The following is a 20,687-nucleotide window of genomic DNA, read 5'->3' as shown; positions in this document are numbered from 1 at the left end:
GGTTTCACTTCTGGCTCCTTCGGCTCTTTCGGATCTTTCGGATCTTCTGGTATCTTAAAATCTTCTTTTGTTTTCGGTAAAATTGTAACTGTAGGCTCAAGTGGCGGATTTATTTTATCGTCCACTACTGCTTTATTTGTTATCCCTTTACTCGGCGCTTCTTTTACCTTCGCTTTAAAAATAATACTACGTTCTTTCGTATCTGTAATTTCTAGATACTTGGCGATTACTTTTCCAAACTCCATTTTTAACTCTATTGGATTTGGCTCAGCCCCTTCAAATCTAATACTACCTTGCACGTATTCTAAACCGGCTGGAATTTCATCTTCTATTGTAACTACATCTAGTTTTCCGTTTTCCACCGTATTTTTGAAGCTAATTCGGTATTCTACTTCTTCTCCTAGCTTTGGCTCTTTATTACTTACTGTCTTCGCTGCTGTTAACTTACCATCTTTATATTCTGGCTTTATTTTCGCTGTCGGTTCTATAACTGGATGTTTCGGATCATCCACTTCAATAATCGCTTTATTTGTTATTTCTCCTCCAACTTTTGCTGTTTCTTTTACCTTTACTTTAAAGATGACACTTCTTTCTTTCGTATCCGTAATTTCTGGATACTTCACTGTTACTTTTCCATTCTCTACTTTAAGTTCTGTAGGCACAGGCTTATCACCTACGGCCTCCAGACTATCTTTCACATACTCTAAACCAGACGGAATTTCATCTTCAATCTTTACATCAACTAACTTCCCGCCATCTACTGTGCCGTTAAAAGTAATTCGATATTCAATTTCTTCCCCTAGCTTTGGTCCATGATTACTTACTTCTTTCCTTGCCTCTAGTTTCCCATCTTTATATTGCGGTGTGATTGGTATAAGTGACTCAACTGGCGGAGTCGTCGGATTATTATCATCAACAATCGCCTTGTTTACAATCTCTTTTCCTACTTGTACCGTCTCTTGTACTCTCACTTTAAAGATGATACTTCTTTTTTTCGTATCCGTAATTTCTGGATACTTTGCTGTTACTTTTCCATTCTCTACTTTAAGTTCCACCGGATATGGTTCCGGCCCATCAGACTTTATACTATCTTGTACGTATTCTAAACCGGCTGGAATTTCATCTTCTACCTTTACCTCAGTTAGTTTTCCGTTCTCTACCGTATTTTCAAAGCTAATTCGATATTCTACTTCTTCTCCTAACTTTGGTTCATGATTACTTACTGTTTTTTCTGCTTGTAATGCACCATCTTTATATTGAGGCTGAATAGAGATATTCGGTTGCTCTGGTGGATTTATTGTATCTTCCACAATCGCCTTGTTCACAATCTCTTCGCCTACTTTAGCTTTTTCTTTCACTTTCACTTTAAAGACGATACTTCTTTCTTTCATATCCGTAATTTCTGGATATTCCGCAAGGACGATTCCGTTTTTCACTTTCACATACAACGGTTTCGGATTCTCTCCCTCGGCTCTTTCACTACCTTCTACAAACTCTAAGCCAGTTGGTAATTCATCCTTAATCTTCACCTTCGCTACTTTTCCATGCTCTACTACGTTACGGAAAGTAATTCGATACTCTACTTCTTCTCCTAATTTTGGAGCTGGATTATTTACTGTTTTCTCAGCTTTTAGTTTTCCGTCCTTATACTCCGGCGTAATAATCGCTTCTGGTTTTTGCGGCGGATTCTTCGGATTGTCATCATCCACAATTGCCGTATTCACGATTTTCTTACCGACTTTTGCTACTTCCGTTACTTTCACTTTAAAGATAATACTACGCTCAGCTGTATCAGTAATATTTTCATACTTCGCTGTAATTTTCCCAGCTTCTTCTTTTAACTCTACTGGCGCTGGCTCATTACCTTCTGATTTTAAACTATCCTTCACATACTCTAAACCAGTTGGTAATTGATCCTCAATTTTCACTTCTGCTAGTTTTCCGTTTTCTACCGTATTTTTAAAACTAATTCGGTACTCTACTTCTTCTCCTAGCTTTGGATCTTTTTTATTTACCTTTTTATCAGCTTTAACTTTACCGTCTTTATGCTGCGGGGTAATTTCTACTTCTGGTCGCTCTGGTGGATTTTTTGTATCATCAACAATTGCTTTATTTACAATTGCTTTGTCCACTTCAACAGAATCTTTCACCTTCACTTTAAAGATAATGCTTCTTTCTTTCATGTCAGTGATATTTTCATACTTCGCACTAACCTTACCAGCTTCTTCTTTCAACTCTACTGGTGCTGGCTTATCACCTTCTGCTTTTAGACTATCTTTCACATACTCTAAACCAGACGGAATTTCATCCTCAATTTTCACCTCTGCCAGTTTTCCATCTTTCACCGTATTATTAAATGAAATTCGGTATTCGATTTCTTCCCCTAGCTTCGGTTTATGATTATTCACCTTTTTATGAGTAGCAATTTTACCGTCTTTATATTGCGGTGTAATTTTTGCTGTCGGATCAATTACTGGATGGTTCGGATCATCAACATGGATAATCGCTTTATTTGTGATGTCTTTACCTATTGCAACTGAATCTTTCACCTTCACTTTAAAGACGATACTTCTTTCTTTCGTATCCATAATCTCTGAATACTTTGCCATTACCTTACCATTTTCTACTTTCAACTCCACTGGTTTTGGCTCTTCACCTTCAGCCTTTTCGCTTCCTTCTACAAACTCTAATCCAGCTGGAATTTCATCTTCTATTTTTACCTCTGCTAGTTTTCCATCTTTCACCGTATTATTAAAAATAATTCGATATTCGATTTCCTCACCTAACTTCGGTTCATGATTACTTACTTCTTTTCTTGCCTCAATTTTTCCATCTTTATATTGTGGTGTAATCGGTACATAAGGCTCTTCTGGCAGATTCTTTGTATCATCTATAATTGCCTCATTTACGATTTCTTCTCCCACTTTTACGCTTTCTTTTACCTTCGCTTTAAAGACAATACTTCTTTCCTCTGTATCTGTAATTTCTGGATACTTTGCCATTACCTTATTATTTTTCACCTGTAGCTCTACTGGTTTCGGTTTAGAACCTTCTGCTGTGATGCTGCCTTCTACATACTCTAAACCATTTGGTAATGTATCCTTTATATTTACCTCTACTAGTTTTCCGTTTTCTACCGTGTTTTTAAAACTAATTCGGTATTCTACTTCTTCTCCTAGTTTCGGTTTATGATTATTTGCTACTTTCTGCGCAGCAATTTTACCATCTTTATATTGCGGAGTAATTTCCACACGAGGCTCTTCTGGCTCATTTTTTGTATCTACTACGATTGCTTTATTAACAATCTCCTTGCCTATTTCTGCCTCTTCTTTTACTTTCACTTTAAAAATAATACTTCTTTCTTTTGTATCCGCAATTTCTAGATACTTTGCCATTACCTTGCCGTTTTCAAATTTCAATTCTACCGGACTTGGTTTAGAACCTTCTGCTTGTAAACTGTTCTCCACGTACTCTAATCCAGCTGGAATTTCATCTTCTACTGTAACCTCTACTAGTTTTCCGTTTTCTACCGTGTTTTTAAAACTAATTCGGTATTCTACTTCTTCTCCTAATTTCGGTTTTTTATTGTTTACAAATTTCTCTGCTTTAAGCTTACCGTCTTTATATTCTGGCGTAATTGTTACTTCTGAAGTTGTTGGATCTTTTGTATCATCAACAACTACTTTATTGACAATGCCTTCACCAACCTTAAATTCTTCTTTTACTCTCGCTTTAAAGACGATACTTCTTTCTTCTGTATCCATAATTTCTGGATATTTTGCGATTACTTTTCCATCTTTCACTTTCAGTTCTACCGGATCTGGCTTAGAACCTTCTGCTCGTAGACTATCTTTCACATACTCTAATCCATTTGGTAAATCATCTTTTATTGTCACCTCTGCTAGCTTTCCGTTTTCTACCGTATTTTTAAAGCTAATTCGGTATTCCACTTCTTCTCCTAACTTCGGTGTTTCATTATTTACCGTTTTCTTCGCTTCCACTTTTCCGTCTTTATGCTGTGGAGTAATTTCTGCCGTCGGTGTTTCTGGCTCATTTTTCGTATCATCAATAATTGCTTTATTGACGATTTTTTTACCGATTTTCACTTCATCTTTTACTTTCACTTTAAAAGTGATACTTCTTTCTTCTGTATCCGTAATCTTTGGATACTTCGCCATTACCTTACCATTTTCAAATTTCAATTCTACTGGATCCGGCTTAGAACCTTCTGCTTTCACACTGTTTTCTACGTACTCTAAACCTTCTGGTAAAGTATCTTCTATTTTCACCTCTGCTAGTTTTCCGTCTTCTACCGTGTTTTTAAAACTAATTCGGTATTCTACTTCTTCTCCTAACTTCGGCGTTTCATTATTTACCGTCTTCTTCGCTTTCACTTTTCCGTCTTTATGTTGCGGAATAATTTCTGCTGTCGGTGTTTCTGGCGGATGTTTCGTATCGCTCACAATCGCTTCATTAACAATTGAATCGCTCACTTTACCTTTTACTTTCACTTTAAAGGTAATACTTCTCTCTTTTGTATCTGTAATCTCAGGATACTTTGCCATTACCTTACCGTTTTCAAATTTCAATTCCACTGGATCTGGCTTAGAACCTTCTGCTTTTACACTATCTTTCACATACTCTAATCCATTTGGTAAATCATCTTCTATCTTTACCTCTGTTAGCTTTCCATGTTCTACCGTATTTTTAAAGCTGATTCGGTATTCCACTTCTTCTCCTAACTTCGGCGTTTCATTATTTACCATCTTTTTCGCTTCAATTTTTCCATCTTTATACTGAGGAATAATTTCCGCTGTCGGATTAACTGGCTTATTTTGCGAATCATCAATAGTTGCTTTATTAATGATTTTTTTACCGACTGTTACTCCTTCTTTTACTTTCACTTTAAAAACGATACTTCTTTCTTCTGTATCCATAATTTCTGGATATTTTGCCATTACCTTACCATTTTCAAATTTCAGCTCTACTGAATCTGTTCCGGCACCTTCTGCTTTCAAACTATTTTCTACATACTCTAAACCTTCTGGTAGAGTATCCTCTATTATCACCTCTGTTAGCTTTCCGTACTTAACCGTATTTTTCATACTAATTCGGTATTCTACTTCTTCTCCTAACTTCGGTGTTTCATTATTTACGCTTTTCTTTGCTTTAATTTTTCCATCTTTGTGTAATGGTGTGATTTTTGCTTCTGGTTCTTTCGGATGTTTCATATCATCCACAATTGCCTTATTGATGATTTCCTTACCTACTTCCGCTTCTTCCTTCACCTTTACCTTAAAGACAATACTTCTTTCTTTCATATCCGTAATATTTTCGTATTCAGCAATGACTTTTCCATCTTTCACACTTAACTTTAATGGAGCTGGTTTATCACCTTCAGCCTTTTCACTGCCTTTTACATACTCTAAACCGTTAGGAATTGTATCCTCTATTATTACCTTTTCTAGTTTTCCGTTTTCTACCGTGTTCTTAAAGCTAATTCGGTATTCTACTTCTTCTCCTAGTTTTGGTGATGGATTATCTACTGTCTTCTTCGAATCAATTATTCCATCCTTATGTTGCGGAGTAATTCTTTCCTCCGGCTCAATCGGTGGATTTTTCGTATCATCAACAATTGCTTTATTGACAATCTCTTTATCTACTTTTGCTTCTTCCTTCACCTTTACTTTAAAGACGATACTTCTTTCTTTCATATCCATAATATCGATATACTTAGCTTTGACTATTCCATTTTCAACAGCTAATTCTACTGGTCCAGGTGCTTCTCCTTCGGCCTTGATGCTATTTTCTACATATTCAAGACCTTTTGGAATTGTATCTTCCACTCGCACCTCTTCAAGTTTTCCGTTCTCAACCGTATTATGAAAACTAATGCGGTACTCGATTTCTTCGCCTAACTTTGGCTTCTTATTATTAACTACCTTTGTAGCAGCAATTTCACCTTTTTTACTTTGCGGTGTAATAACAACCTTTGATTCAACAGGCTCATTTTTCGGATCTTTTGCAATTGCTTTATTTACGATTGCTTCCCCTACTTTTGCCGAATCTTTTACTTTCACTTTAAAAACAATACTTCTTTTTTCTGTATCCGTAATTTCTGGATACTTTGCCATTACTTTTCCGTCTTCCACTTTTAGTTCTACTGGCTCTGGTTTTATACCTTCAGCTTTCAAACTATCTTTCACGTATTCAACACCTTTAGGTAGTGTATCTTCTACTAGCACCTTTTCTAGTTTTCCGTTTTCTACCGTATTATAAAATGTAATTCGGTATTCCACTTCTTCTCCTAGTTTTGGTGTTTGATTCGTTACGCTTTTTTCAACATCCACTTTACCGTATTTATAATCCGGCGTAATCTTTTCTTCTGGATGCTCAGTTTGTCCATTTGGCTCACTCACAACCGCTTTATTAACAATTGTTTCTCCGGCTTTTGCCTCTTCTTTTACTTTCACTTTAAAGGCAATGCTTCGCTCTTTTGTATCCATAATCTCTGGATATTTGGCGATTACCTTACCATTTTCTACTTTTAACTCTACTGGATTTGGTTCAGCACCTTCAGCTCGCTCACTGCCTTGAACAAATTCTAAGTTAGCTGGAATTTCATCTTCTATTGTAACTGCATCTAGTTTTCCGTTTTCCACCGTATTTTGGAAGCTAATTTGATATTCAACTTCTTCTCCTAGCTTCGGCTTTTTATTTGTTGCTTTTTTCTTTGCAGCAATTTTACCGGCCTTATGCTGTGGTGTAATCTTCTCTTCTAGATTCTTTGGTGGATTTGTTTTATCACTAACGGTTGCTTTATTAACAATTTCTTCACCAATTTTTGCAGTTTCTTTTACTTTTGTTTTAAAGACGATACTTCTTTCTTCCATATCCATAATTTCTGGATACTTTGCAATTACTTTTCCATTTTCAAACTTCAGCTCTACTGGCTCTGGTTTTGCACCTTCTGCTTTCAAACTATCTTTCACGTATTCAAGATTGCTTGGTAATTCATCTTCAATCGTCAATACATCTAGACGTCCATCTTTTGTCTTATTTTTAAATGTAATACGATACTCTACTTCTTCACCTAGTTTCGGTGTTTTATTAGATGCTATTTTTTTAGCTTCTATTTCTCCAGGGATCTCTTTTGGAGTCGTAACCGTAATATCTGCATCATCTGCAGTTTCATAATTTACCTCGGTACTATCTTGTCCCTTTACAACAACGATATTTTTTACTGTTGTATCTGATTGTACAGAAGCTTTCACTTTTACTTTGAATGTAATAATGGCACTTTCACCAGGCTTTAAAACACCGCCGTCTTTAGCATTAGCACCTTCACCAACACGGAAATCAATTTGATTATTTACAAACTCTGCTTCATCATCGCTTGCATCATCTGTTTTATTTCCTTTATTACTTCCAGAAATATATTGTATAGATCCCGGAACATACTCTAAACGATCATCTAATTTATCAAAACCTTTTACATTCGATACCGGCGCTTGATTATTTTTCGTATCATTTTTCACTTCAATTTGATACGTAAACTCTTCCCCAGCTTTAATTTCCTTAATTTCTTTACCGGTACTATCTAATGCCTTTTTATCAACTTGTAAGTTTGGAGCATTATGTTCTGTAACAAATGTGGCGTTGTTTAATACGTAAATATCACCAGTACCAGCATATGCTCTAAAACGCATTTTTCCTTCTTTCAAATCATTCTTTACTTGAGTCGGTCCTTCAAGATGATACGTATGAATGTCAGTACTGAATGAATTTGTCCAATCCGGGTTATATCCTGGATATTTTTTTGTAACAAACTCGTTAGTACCGTCTACTTGTACTTCTGTCATAGAAGAATCATTCGCATCATTATCTTTACCGTTAATATTTTTTATCTTTATATATCCAGCGCCAAAATCATATTCTCCATAATCATAGGCATATCCATCTTTCTCAGCTGGATCACCTTGCGATGAAAAATAACTAAATTTTGCTTTAAAAGCACCTTCTTTTGGTGTGTTTATTTTATTAACACTAATATCTGTCCAGGCTGTACTTTTTTGAGAGACTAGCCCTTCCCAAATCTTCATATCTTTTACGGTTTCTTTATGGTTTTCATACACTAATATAAGATTCCAGTTGCCCCAGTAGTAACCACTGCCTTTTTCAAATTTAATTTGTGGCACATTCGCAACTGTCACCGTTTGAGAAATACCTTGCTGTGCAATTACATTTGTTACGTCAGCATATGCAACATAACCGGCACCAGCACCCGAGTAATTTGAAATATACGGTAAATAATCCGCTTTTCGTATACTATCAGCACTTACTTCAGCGTATCCTTTATTCCCCATTTTCATTTTAACGGGCTCTCTTACATCTGCATCGCTAACTCTATACTCTTTAGATGGATAAGTTGGCGTTCCCATAGCTGCTGTCCAAAATAAATAAGCCTTTTTCACTTTACTTCCAGCAGGAATGTTAGGAAAAGCTCCTGTTGACGAATTAAAAGTACTATCATCGTTATCAACGTCCACAGTCATTTTATTCGTCTTATACCCCAGACTTTGTCTGCCATAATGATCGGTCGTCAAACCAAGTGTTACATTACCAGTCTGTACTAAATTACCAGCAGTAATTGTAGAATACAGTGGATCTCCAAATCCTTGCTTATCCCCTGTTTGCATTTGAACCTTCGAAGCATTCTCTGATGCAGCTTGTACTTCTGCAACATTCTGCTTTACTGCCTCTTTTTCTGGCTGCTTCTCAGCTTCGGTTACTGGTTGTTTTGGTAGTTCTGTTTTTGATGTAGGGTTATTTTTATCTTCTACAGATACTTTTAGCTTTTCATCAACTTTTTTGATTGTATTATTAGCTGATGGGCCAACTTCTTTCTTACTACTGTCAGCCTCCTCATCGGCATTAGCTGCTACCTTTTCTTCAGAAGGGATTCCCTCAACATCTACAGACATGTTTCCTATTTGTACTTTATCTTTTTGCACACTAATCTTTTGTTTGTATTCTTTATTAAAATGCTGCGTGCGACTAGCCTTTATTAGCACAGTCATTTTTTCGTGTGATTTTAAATCTCGAATTTTAAGATTAGAAGAAAGAAGTTTTCCTCCCTTATCTTTTTCTTCTACATAGAAATCCGCTACTTTATTTTCAGGTAACTTCTCTCCGTTTACTTTCACAGATTGCGAGAGGAACGTAATTTCATTTTCATTATTTTGTTTAAGCACCAATTCTTGAATTGGTGTAGCTCCCGTATTTTCAATCGTATATTGAAATACGTGCTCCCTCTTAGCTACTTCCCCCTTATATATTTCGGCATTTACTTGCTCTGCCTTAATTTTCACATCATTTCCTTGTAACTCATCCCAGCTTTTTTTATTTATCTCTGCAAAAGCACTGGGTGAAGGCAATATGATGGATAGGAGAAGTGTGATCATTGTTACGACATTAAAACACTTCAATACTTGTTTCATATTTTTTACCTTTCTCCTTTCTATATGCTTGCTATCCGTCTACTTAATTTCGTAGCCGTATACATAGCAATATATATCCACTCGCAACAATCCGACCTACGAAAATGTATTGTTGAAATCCAAATGTCAACAATATAAATCTCATAGAATATTACTATTTTAATTTATCAAAAATAGCATATATATATCGGACACTTATACAAACCTTCACCATTTTTTAACATAGTAAAAAATGCCCTATTGTATAGGTTTATATAACAGTTAAAGGATACATAAAAATCTTAACATACTCCCAAATCTATTTATACACGAAATAGAAATTTTACCATTTTTTACTTATTTTTATTTATAATTAAAATTTTCAAAAAACTCCACATATAAAAATATGTTATATTAAAATCAGGAACAAATGTTCTTATTTTAAAGGAGGAATTTTCATGATTAACGAGCCCATTATAATGAAAAAAGAAGCTTTCCAAGCAATCGGCGTTTCAGTTACGACGACTAACGAAAGAGAGGCATCTACTAAAGGAAAAATCTCCGAGCTTTGGAACCGCTACTTCCAAGAACAAATGATGCATCACATCCCAAACAAAAAAACGAAAGCAACATTTGCTTTCTACTCAAACTACGAATCAGATGAAACTGGTACATATACATTCACAATCGGTACAACCATTTCTTCATTAGAAGACGTTCCTGAAAATATGACAACTTTAACAATACCTGCTACTACATATGCGGTATTTACAACGAGAAAGGGACCAGTTGCTGAAGTCGTTTGCGAAGCTTGGGAATATATTTGGCAATGGTCGAAAGAAAATAAACGTGCCTTCACAACAGACTTCGAGCTTTACGACGAAAGAGCATTAGACCCAAATCATGCACAATTGGATATTTATATTGCGTTAGCCTAAAAAAAGATGCCCATTCGGCATCTTTTTTTGTCGTTAAATAGCTACTGGGCAAATTCATTATTATTGTCTACAATGAGAAAGTGCAGTATAGAAATATTAGAAACTGTATAAAGTGAAACTATAATCAGTGGGGGCATCTCCCATTAAGTATTAGCCCTCACCAATCGGGCGTTTACTGGTTTTTTAGTTTAAATTTGTCACATAGAAAGGAAGCAATATGGAGGAACTACAACAAAATAAAACTGCTTTAGAAGGAAGCGGAAAACCGTTATTAAAAAATACGAATTTCCTTTTTCTTTGGGCAGCTACTCTTTTTTCAAGCTTTGCTTTAGCCTTTTTTACTTTTTCACAAACGTGGTACATAGCAAAAACATTAAACCTTGAAGCTTCACTCGGTGTTGTTTTCGTAGCTCTTAGTGTTCCAAGGCTTATTTTTATGATTGTCGGCGGCGCTGTAGCTGATAAATTCCCGAAAAAAAATATTATGTTTTACTCCAATATCATTCGAGCGATTCTTGTCGCAACCATTCTCACATGGTTTATCGTTGGTGATATAACGCTATATACATTTGCTTTATTCGCTTTATTCTTTGGACTTGCTGATGCTTTCTTCTGGTCAGCAGATGGATCTATCTTACCGGAATTGGTAGAAAAAAGCCGGTTAACACAAGCGAATTCACTTACACAAATGACGAACCAAGCATCGGTCATCTTAGGCCCTGTACTTGGCGGAATTCTCATTAAATTCACGAACTATGAGACAATATTTTCCATTACGATTTTATTACTGATTGTCGCTGCCATACTCGTTCAAAAAATACAATTTACGATGCCAGAACAAAAAGATACAGATAAAGGTATGTTCACTTCCATTAAAGAAGGAATCTTATATGTAAAGGAATCGCCATTCCTTTCAACTTTCCTTATTTGTAGCGCTTTTTTAAACTTATTTTTAATCGGTCCGATGCAAGTTGGTTTCCCGCTTTTTGTTAAAAACGTGCTGCATGGTGATTCGCTCCAGTTTAGTTACTTAGAAGCATCTGTAGGCGGCGGAATGGCAATCGGTGCTGTCATTGTCGGTTTAAAAAATATTAATCGTAGACGCGGTCTATTTTGTATTATCATGATGCTACTGTCTGGTGTCTTCTTCTTATCCATCAACTTTAGTACCGTACTATGGCAAGCATTATTAGCTGGCATGTTTTACGGTATTACAATCGCAATGGCGATTGTACCGCTTATGGCAATGATTCAATCGACAGTCAAAGAAGAAATGATGGGACGCGTAATGAGTTTACTTATGCTATCATCAATGGGCTTTATCCCGCTCTCTTATGCATTCACATCCATCGCGCTTGCAATAGGAATTCCAATCGTAACCGTTATGAAAAGCGGTGCAATCGCCGTTATTGTCTTCGTACTCTTTGTAGCGATTCGTGTTCCAGTTGTAAGAAAGTTTGATTAACTACTTGGAGTCATGCATTTACGCATGGCTCCTTTTTAAAAGGATCAAATAACGGTATCCCCTTACTTCTTCTCACAGCTGCTCCCCATTCTAATCCAACCTCTAAAAATAAATCCCGCACTGTACTATATAAAAGTGCCTTCACATTTTTACGGATTTCCCCGTATTTATACGCCCTCACAACACTTTTCACGCGCCAAATGAAATTCCCATACACTTCTTCATCAGCTAATATTTGCTCCAGTAAAACACCTTGCTCTAGTAATCCACTCTTTTTATATGCAAGTTCCACCTTACTCCAAAATATATTAATCTTCTTCGGATTACTCGTCATCGGCAGAAGTGCGTATATAAAAGGCTTCGGTATATCATGACGGCAATACGTCTCATCAAGCTCGTACGTTATTTTTCTTTTCTCTTTTATTTGTGGAATGTTTTTAGAAAGAATTGTTTCCCTTTCGCTTTTTTGCTCCTTTCCGCTACAGCCAGCTGTATAATCCTCACTTTCACATGCGGACATTTTCATACGGTCATCCATGCGGTCAATTGCAGATATAAGAAATACATATAAGTTTGCACTATATCCGCCGCGCCTATGTCTTTCTTTTGTCGCAACACGCTTTATAATTCCTAGTTCCTCTAACTTTGCAATAGAGCGGCGTACTGTACGAATACTCTTTCCAACATTTGTAGCAATCGTCTCCATTAATGGACAAGCAACCCCCACTGTTTTCTGTTTCTCATTCACTGCATACTTTCCTAAAAAATGAATAATGGTAGCATCCGTTTTATTTAATTGAAATCGATAATGTTTCAAAACTTGTTTTTGATATGTATTAAACTCTTCTTTACTTTGAAATTCACTGTATGGTTTCATTAAATTATATAAGCTTCCCATTTTTATCACCTCACTTATAAATAAGAGGCAGGAAGAAAAATTGGCGTGATAGTTAATATTTTTTTATTGGAGATGAAAATATGATCGTAATTAGTGCTTGTTTAGGTGGTATCGCTTGTCGGTATGATGGAAATGACAATCTCGTTTCAAAAATAGAGGAGCTTTTGCAAAAAGAAGATACAGTCCTCATTTGTCCTGAAGTATTAGGGGGATTACCAACACCTCGCCCCTCAGCTGAAATTATTGGCGGGAATGGCGACGACGTTTTAGACGGAAAAGCGAAAGTGATGACAAAAGATGGTGAAGATGTTACAGAAGCTTTCGTGAGCGGTGCTTATAAAGCGCTAGAACAAATTAAAAATTTACACCCAGAATATATTATTTTGAAAGAACGTAGTCCATCTTGTGGTAGTTCTACAATTTACACTGGAGAATTTAATGGCAATAAGCAAACTGGTTACGGGGTAACTACTGCTTTATTTAAAAGACACGGATTTAAAGTCATTTCAGAAGAAGAATTTGAAAGCAAAAAAAGGAATTGACCCTGTTCGTCAATTCCTTTTCTATCTGTCTTATTTCACGCCTAATTTTTCTTTCACTTTCGCTGGAAGCTCGTCTTTCTTTACTTCTTCCCAAGCTGATACACCTTTTTTATCTGAGTGATATACGCGTAGGAATGCTTCTTTACGAAGATTTTTTTGAGCTGTAAATTCTAATTCTTTCTCTTTACCGTCTTTATCAAAGCCAGTCAACTTATATTCATAATCTTTAAATTTTTGACCATTATCAGCTTTACTATGAACTTCTTTTCCATCTACTGTAATTTGAACGTAGTACTCATCTTTACCCATACGGTTTAAATCACAACCAACTAACAAGCTTGCGAATACAACTAAAATACTAAATAGTGCAATGTATCTTTTCATTTCCTTCACCTCATATGTTTTTTCTTATATTCTTATCTTAAAGCCCAGAGCTTAAAGAAGAAATTCAAAAACATGACATGAACATTACACTTTTGTAAGATAATAATTATTTCTTTACTTTGGAGACTGTCATTCCATCACCAATTGAAACGAGTACAGATTGTAAATGCGGGTCGATTTCTATCATTTCATTAAACTTCTGTATAACGTTTTTGTTTCGCACGCTTCTCAGCTACACTACCGCCAATAACGTCTTTCACGCCAATTTCGCCACTTATCACGTAATTTCCTTATACCGTTTATTACGCCTTCTATTATACCCTCAATTATAATCTCTATTACAAGGTATCTTATTAAACTAATAATAGGTTTAATTACGTATTTCCTTATGAATTCAAGAATATCCTCCATCATATTTCCCTCCTTTTTTCAAAAGGAAGCTGCTACTCCTCCGCGTCCTTTTACGTCCAATTACAATTGCTGCCCTACTGCGGTATATATCAACAAAAATAATACGACAACAACATCCACAATAACGCTATTGAATTTGGAAGAAACTTCGGTAAACACTAATACTATAACATGGCTAAAAGAATTATTTTTTCATCTATATTTGGGGATGCTCCCAAAAACTTTATAAAATCAAAGACAACTTTACTACAACTCTTCCCGTAACTAATTTATTATCGTGGTAAACCGTCTTCCACTACATCCGTAACAGTTCCATTCGGTTCAAAGATTACACGTAATGATCCTTCTCCACCATAACCAGTATAGTCATATACTGAATAAGATTTATATTTCTCAATCACATGTGGCTGTCCAATTGCAGCTTTTACCTGATTCGCGGGCATACCTTTTTTAATTTTCAAATAGTGATTGTAACTTACTGCTGCCGAATTGTTATTTACATCTTTATACCACGGTACACGATCGTTTTTTTCTTCATATTCCTTTACAGACTCTTCAATACGTTTCATAGATACCTCATTCTCTTTATCTGTACCCTTTATAGCAGTACGTTCAATATTCACAACGTAACCATATGTATTTAATTCAACCATAATTTCATATGTACCATCCGTATCTTTTTCAGTATAAAATACGCGTTTTTCATTATTATTATAATGTTTTATATTCTCACCACCGTAGTCAATCGTATTAAGAATATCCGTATACGTCATACCTTCCTCAATCTTTTGAGATTCGTCATGAGAAATATAACGCTTCTTTGATGATGGAGCATCCTCATTTTTAATACTTTCACGTTTACTCGTGGTCATAGGTGTTTTCTTCTGATCTTTTAATACTTCTTCACCTTCGGCCTTCGCTGGTTGCTTTGCTCCTACTTTTGTTAATACGTCTGTATCGCTAGAACAAGCTCCCAAAATCGATACTGTAGTCAGCGCCACCCCTACTATAAGTACTTTCTTAAATAACTTCATTCTAATCCCCCCCGGTGTTTTTTAATATCTAGTAATCAACGTATTTTAATGAATACGGAACTATTCAGTTCTATACAATTTGCTATAGCCTTCTCCCTCATACACCTTTTTTATATAAAGTGAAACTACAGCTAGTCCGAACACGATCGCCAATCATCTTCGTTACAAATATTAACATTAAATATAACTAATAAATAGTATATTTCTTCTATTTATTTACATTTCCGTTACGAAATCTTATCTTAAAACGAGCAATATGAAACTGGAATTCACAATATAAATCACATATACTATATATAATAACATTTAAATTAAATTCCAAAGTAACTTTACATGCATTTTCTGTTTTAATGCCAAAAGAAAAGACCTTTCTAACGATTTTATTCCATCGCTAAAAAGGCCTTTTCTATTTCGTCTAAAAACTTAGCACTCTTCTGGTTTACCAGCATTCGTCGCTGTACGGAAAGATGATCCACATCCGCATGATGCGATTGCGTTTGGATTGTCGATTGTGAATCCACCGCCAAGCATAGATTGTTTATAGTCAATTTTTACTCCTTTAACAATTGGAGCACTTTCTGTATCGATAACAAATTCAACACCGAAAAACTCAAGAACTGTGTCGTCTTCTTTTGGTTCTACTTCAAATCCTAAGCCGTAAGAAAGACCGCTACATCCGCCGCCGTGTACAGCAAGGCGCACATACTTCTCTCCATCTTCAGCATCTTTTAACATATCTTTAATTTGAAAAGCTGCTTGTTCTGTTACTTCAATCATGAAATACACCTTCCTTTCTGTTCTTAGTCCATTATACATCTTTACGCTTCTATCTTGTACTCATACACTCCGCAGCAAATTACTTCCGCAGGGCCTTTCATCAACACGTTTCCTTCTTCAGTCCACGCAATCATTAAATCGCCACCAGCTAAATGAACAGTAATTTCCTTACCGCGTTCCATCTTTCCATTTAAAATAGCAGCTACAACTGCAGCGCACGCTCCTGTTCCGCAAGCTTGCGTTACACCAGATCCACGTTCCCAAACGCGGAAGTTCATCTCGTCATCATTCAAAATTTCGATAAACTCAACATTTACTCGCTCTGGAAACATTTCATGTGTCTCGAGGACTGGTCCAAGTGTTGTAAGAGGTGCTTTTTCTACATCATCAACCAAAATAACCGCATGCGGATTTCCCATTGAAACAGCTGTAAATGCATAACGATGATTATTATATAAGAAGTTTTCACGAATAAATGGCGTTTCACCTTCACCAAGCATCGGTATTTCTGCACGTGTTAGACGCGGTGCCCCCATATCGATTTTCGCTAATGTCACGACACCATCTTCTACTGTTACTTCAGCCGTTACAATACCAGCTAACGTTTCAATTGTGAAAACTGTTTCTTCTACTAGTTTATGCTCATACGCATATTTCGCTACGCAGCGCAAACCATTACCACAGCTCTTTCCTTCAGAACCATCATTATTAAACATGCGCATTTTCACCGGAGCTACGTCTGAAGGGCAAATTAAAATCATCCCGTCTGCTCCAATACCAGTATTAATATTTGAAACCTTTTCGGCCACAAGGGCTAAATCTTCTTCAGGAATTTGCTCTTCAAACATATTTACATATATATAACTATTGCCAAGACCATGCATTTTTGTAAAAGAAAATTGGCTCATTTATATTCACTCCAAAAATAATTTGTTATGTTAAGTATAAAATGCATGCTTTTAGAACACAATATGAATGTCCCCCGTTTCTCATATTTGACAACGTTTGGCGATGAGCCACTCTTACACAATTTGTGTAAGAAAAAAGCCCTTCTAAAAAGGGCCTTTTTTTATTTATCCCACTATTTTCAATTGGGGAAGGCTAATAATCAGCATTAGTCTTCCCCACAAAATAAAGTTTTATCTAATGGAAAAGGTGCTGCTAATTCGCAACACCTTAAAACATTGGATTTTCATCCAAATACTCATATACATTATTAACAAGCTCTTCTACTGTTGCACCTTGTACAACTTCACCATTTACAAGTGCAAACGGTCCTTCAAAACAAATACCACAATACCCTAGACAACCGTACTCCATTACATCTAAATTCGGATCTTTTTCTAATTTTTCTAGAGCTGCTTGTGAACCACTTGCAAGGTTACCTACACAAAATTCAATTAATGGTTTAATCAAAATTCTCCCCCCTGTACTACAAAACAAATTACCTTTTCACTTTATCTATAAGAAGAAAACTAAGCTGTTTCTTGTTGTTTTCGTTACACAGTCTAAACTATTTAGTTACTTCATTACTTCACTTCAAAGTAGATGACTTCTTCTATATAACATGCTACTTCCAATGAAATAGTAACTACAAAGGAAAAACAGTTTATTTTACTTTTCTTCTTATTGTACAACAGAGTATTCATTCATGCATTGTTATTTGTTCACAAATTCGATATAATTTGATTGAGTAAAGTCAAAATATTTTATTAATATAAAATTTTATGATTAGGGGATATTTCAACAGAAAAGGGGTAATCCATCATGAAACACCTCGTAATACTAGGTGGCGGCTACGGTGGAATGAGAATTCTGCAAAGGCTACTTCCAAGCAACCAACTTCCAGATGATGTACAAGTGACATTAATCGACAAAGTACCATATCATTGCTTCAAAACTGAATATTATGCATTAGTTGCGGGTACTATTTCAGAAACGCATATTCGTATACCGTTTCCTGAACACCCACGCCTCAATATTCAATACGGCACAATAACAAATATTGACCTCGAAGAAAAAGCTGTTCATCTCGATGGCGGCGAAGCAATCCAATATGATGACTTAATTATCGGACTTGGCTGTGAAGATAAATATCATAACGTTCCTGGGGCTAGGGAATATACACATAGTCTACAATCAATTGAACAAACACGTAAAACATATGAACAATTAAATAGTCTAGAACCAAATGCAACAGTAGCTGTTGTTGGTGCTGGCTTAAGTGGCGTTGAAGTAGCAAGTGAACTTCGTGAAAGCCGTTCTGATTTAAAAATCTATTTATTTGATCGAAAAGATAGAATTTTATTCCCGTATCCAGAGAAATTAAGTAGATACGTAGAAGAATGGTTCGTAAAACATAAAGTTAATATTATAAGAAACTCTAACATTACAAAAGTGGAACCAAATATTGTGTATAATCACGATGAACCACTTGAATGTGATGCAATTGTCTGGACAGCTGGTATTCAAGCAAATGAAGTTGTTCGAAACCTTCCAGTTGAACAAGATGGTAGCGGACGGGTTGTCTTAACGAAATATCACAATATTCCAAACAACGAGCATGTTTACGTTGTAGGAGATTGCGCAGCACTTCCACATGCACCATCTGCCCAACTTGCTGAAGGTCAAGGAGAACAAATTGTCCAAATATTATTAAAACGTTGGAATAATGAACCACTCCCTGATGAACTACCTGTTATTAAATTAAAAGGTGTTCTAGGATCTCTTGGTAAAAAACACGGATTTGGTTTACTCGCAAACCAACCGTTAATGGGACGTGTACCGAGATTATTAAAATCTGGTCTTCTTTGGATGTACAAATATCATAAGGGTTAATACTTTACAGGCTGTCTACTATGTAGGCAGCCTCTTTGCATCAGTTTTTAAAAATTATCAGACACATCTTTCTCAATATTTATAATGATTTATTTTTCATTTTTATATTAAAAAATATTGATAAACATTGTATGCTATTTGTAAGTTGTTTTATTATTTCCTTGAAGACCGAATTCATTCGGTCTTATTTTTTATGTGATAAATACTTTTGTAGGAGGCATTACATTCCACTTATGAACTTATCGAAACTAAACAATCGAATAGAAGCGAAAAAGAAAGAGTTAATCTATCTCGTTGAACGATACGGATTGACTCATGATAAAGTGATTTCTTTCAGCCAAGAATTAGATCGTTTACTTAACTTATTAATAAAACTCAAGACGAAGAAAAAACGTTGCTCTTTATAACCGTTATCTTCTCTTTTTTGATACGATATAACTAGAATCAGAAAGGAGCGATTTATGTTTATATTAAAAAACGTTATATATAAAGATATACTACACATTCCTTATTTACAGATTCAAAAAGAAAAGATTACTTGCATTATCGGTGAAAGCGGAAGCGGAAAAAGCACGTTGCTTCGCATGTTAAACGATTTACAATCTCCAACATCCGGCACAATTGAATATAACGGACAATTAATTTCTGATTATCATCCTATTCAATTACGTCGTGACGTAGTTATGCTTGGGCAAACTCCACCTATTTTTGATGGAACCGTTAAAGACAACCTATTAATGGGACTTCGTCTTTCTGAAAAACCATTTCCAAATGATGATGCCCTGCGGAGTGCATTACAAACCGTTAGCTTAGACAAGCAATTAGAAGATAGCGCCTCCTCACTATCTGGCGGTGAAAAACAAAGACTTGCCTTTGCACGTATCGTACTTATGGATCCGCCTGTCTATTTATTAGATGAACCTACTTCAGCATTAGACAGTGATACAGAACGCCACGTTATGAAACAATTTACTGAACTAGCACGAAAAAAGAAAAAAACAATTATCTTCATCACACACTCACAACAACTTCCAAAAGAAGTTGCAGACGACATTATTGAGATTAGTAAAGCAAACGGTGCAACTAGAAAGGAAGTGCTCTCTGTTGAAGGGCGTTATTGAACTCCAAATTTGGCAACTTGCAGCTGCCTATATTTTTATTCTTATTTTAATTGGACTTGTAAAATTAAAAGGAATACCTCGCGAAAAACAAATCGCGCTCGCAACATTCCGTATGACGATTCAGCTCGTACTTGTTGCATATGTCCTTACATACGTATTTGAAAACAGTAATCCATTTTATACAATTGCTCTCATTACTTCTATTACTACCTTTGCAATTTTTAATATTTATAAACGAGTTAACATCCCAATGTCTAAAGAATTAAAACGAGTAGCCGCCCTTTCCATGGTCGCTGGATCAATTGGGCCACTTCTACTATTTATCTTTGTTATTATCGGACATGATCCGTGGTATGCTCCGCAATATATCGTCCCTATTACAGGAATGTTAGTTGGGAATGCCATGACTGGTGTTTCTCTCGGCGCAAATACGTTCTTAAACAATATGAAATCGCAAAGAGGTCAAATTGAAGGTGCACTTATGCTCGGCGCAACACCGAAAGAAGCAGCTGCTCCGCTCATTCGAGACGCTTTTGACTCTGCTATTTTACCAACAATTAATTCTATGGTCGGAATGGGAATTATAAGCTTACCAGGCATGATGACTGGTCAAATATTATCCGGTGTATCACCCTTCACAGCCATTCAATATCAAATCGCCATCATACTCGGTATTTCTGGAAGTACTGCCTTTGCTGTCATTATCTTTTTACAGCTTGGATATAAAACGTTCTTTAATAAGCGATGTCAATTGAAAGAAATTGACTATGGTACGAGGTGAATGGTGCGTAGTTCACGAT

14 protein-coding genes and 2 pseudogenes are annotated in these 20,687 nt (G+C 35.8%); 7 read left to right on the top strand and 9 right to left on the bottom strand.

Features of this window, described 5'->3' with window-relative positions; translation table 11 throughout:
• A partial coding sequence (locus BLT20_RS26460) for an isopeptide-forming domain-containing fimbrial protein (protein ID WP_090869595.1) occupies positions 1-9,500 on the bottom strand: 9,500 nt, incomplete at its 3' end.
• A 437-nt stretch (positions 9,501-9,937) separates the two neighbouring features.
• On the opposite strand from BLT20_RS26460, the gene BLT20_RS26455 reads away from it, so the two are divergent.
• Together BLT20_RS26455 and BLT20_RS26450 are read left to right on the top strand one after the other, a co-directional pair.
• The gene (locus BLT20_RS26455) at positions 9,938-10,417 is read left to right on the top strand and encodes a GyrI-like domain-containing protein (protein ID WP_000606650.1); all 480 of its coding nucleotides are present in this window, start codon (positions 9,938-9,940) and stop codon (positions 10,415-10,417) included.
• 217 nt (positions 10,418-10,634) lie between these two features.
• Complete coding sequence (locus tag BLT20_RS26450; RefSeq protein ID WP_000391935.1) at positions 10,635-11,882, top strand: MFS transporter; 1,248 nt, start codon at positions 10,635-10,637, stop codon at positions 11,880-11,882.
• Between the two features lie 10 nt (positions 11,883-11,892).
• Here the strand turns inward: BLT20_RS26450 and BLT20_RS26445 are convergent, their stop codons facing one another.
• Positions 11,893-12,780 (bottom strand): helix-turn-helix domain-containing protein, encoded by an 888-nt coding sequence (locus BLT20_RS26445; protein ID WP_000535235.1) that lies wholly within the window; start codon positions 12,778-12,780, stop codon positions 11,893-11,895.
• 80 nt (positions 12,781-12,860) lie between these two features.
• On the opposite strand from BLT20_RS26445, the gene BLT20_RS26440 reads away from it, so the two are divergent.
• Positions 12,861-13,322 (top strand): 2-thiouracil desulfurase family protein, encoded by a 462-nt coding sequence (locus tag BLT20_RS26440; protein WP_000635495.1) that lies wholly within the window; start codon positions 12,861-12,863, stop codon positions 13,320-13,322.
• A 30-nt stretch (positions 13,323-13,352) separates the two neighbouring features.
• On the opposite strand, the gene BLT20_RS26435 is transcribed toward BLT20_RS26440, so the two are convergent.
• The 7 genes and pseudogenes from BLT20_RS26435 to BLT20_RS26415 all read right to left on the bottom strand — a co-directional run bounded on the left by BLT20_RS26435 (position 13,353) and on the right by BLT20_RS26415 (position 17,344).
• Positions 13,353-13,706 carry a YxeA family protein gene (locus tag BLT20_RS26435; protein ID WP_000833148.1) on the bottom strand — a complete coding sequence of 118 codons (354 nt, stop codon included), beginning with the start codon at positions 13,704-13,706 and terminating at the stop codon, positions 13,353-13,355.
• 106 nt (positions 13,707-13,812) lie between these two features.
• Positions 13,813-13,987: pseudogene (locus BLT20_RS30340) on the bottom strand (methyltransferase).
• A 113-nt stretch (positions 13,988-14,100) separates the two neighbouring features.
• Positions 14,101-14,285, bottom strand: a pseudogene (locus BLT20_RS31170) (hypothetical protein).
• A gap of 104 nt (positions 14,286-14,389) precedes the next feature.
• Positions 14,390-15,151 carry a hypothetical protein gene (locus BLT20_RS26430; RefSeq protein WP_000765221.1) on the bottom strand — a complete coding sequence of 254 codons (762 nt, stop codon included), beginning with the start codon at positions 15,149-15,151 and terminating at the stop codon, positions 14,390-14,392.
• A 423-nt stretch (positions 15,152-15,574) separates the two neighbouring features.
• Positions 15,575-15,928, bottom strand: a complete 354-nt coding sequence (locus BLT20_RS26425; protein ID WP_000573826.1) for a HesB/IscA family protein — start codon at positions 15,926-15,928, stop codon at positions 15,575-15,577.
• A 41-nt stretch (positions 15,929-15,969) separates the two neighbouring features.
• Positions 15,970-16,836, bottom strand: a complete 867-nt coding sequence (gene dapF / locus BLT20_RS26420) for a diaminopimelate epimerase (protein ID WP_000077399.1) — start codon at positions 16,834-16,836, stop codon at positions 15,970-15,972.
• Positions 16,837-17,104: 268 nt separating this feature from the next.
• Positions 17,105-17,344 carry a YuzB family protein gene (locus tag BLT20_RS26415; RefSeq protein ID WP_000595026.1) on the bottom strand — a complete coding sequence of 80 codons (240 nt, stop codon included), beginning with the start codon at positions 17,342-17,344 and terminating at the stop codon, positions 17,105-17,107.
• Between the two features lie 351 nt (positions 17,345-17,695).
• Between BLT20_RS26415 and BLT20_RS26410 the strand changes: the two genes are divergently transcribed.
• From BLT20_RS26410 to fetB, 4 genes are all read left to right on the top strand, one after another.
• Positions 17,696-18,766: an NAD(P)/FAD-dependent oxidoreductase gene (locus BLT20_RS26410; protein ID WP_000682068.1), complete on the top strand. Its 1,071-nt coding sequence runs from the start codon at positions 17,696-17,698 to the stop codon at positions 18,764-18,766.
• Between the two features lie 233 nt (positions 18,767-18,999).
• Positions 19,000-19,173 carry an aspartyl-phosphate phosphatase Spo0E family protein gene (locus tag BLT20_RS30335; RefSeq protein WP_001054091.1) on the top strand — a complete coding sequence of 58 codons (174 nt, stop codon included), beginning with the start codon at positions 19,000-19,002 and terminating at the stop codon, positions 19,171-19,173.
• Between the two features lie 54 nt (positions 19,174-19,227).
• A complete protein-coding gene (locus BLT20_RS26400; protein WP_000470315.1) occupies positions 19,228-19,887 on the top strand; it encodes an ABC transporter ATP-binding protein in 660 nt (219 codons plus the stop codon).
• On the top strand, positions 19,871-20,668 hold the full coding sequence (gene fetB, locus BLT20_RS26395) for an ABC transporter permease (protein WP_000679256.1): 798 nt from the start codon (positions 19,871-19,873) through the stop codon (positions 20,666-20,668). The genes BLT20_RS26400 and fetB overlap by 17 nt, the downstream gene beginning before the upstream one ends.
• Positions 20,669-20,687: the final 19 nt, after the last annotated feature.

This window comes from Bacillus sp. cl96, from assembly GCF_900100505.1.
Classification (GTDB): Bacteria; Bacillota; Bacilli; order Bacillales; family Bacillaceae_G; genus Bacillus_A; species Bacillus_A cereus.
The sequence above is the reverse complement of the archived record's forward strand: the minus strand, read 5'-3'. Positions and strand labels throughout refer to the sequence as shown.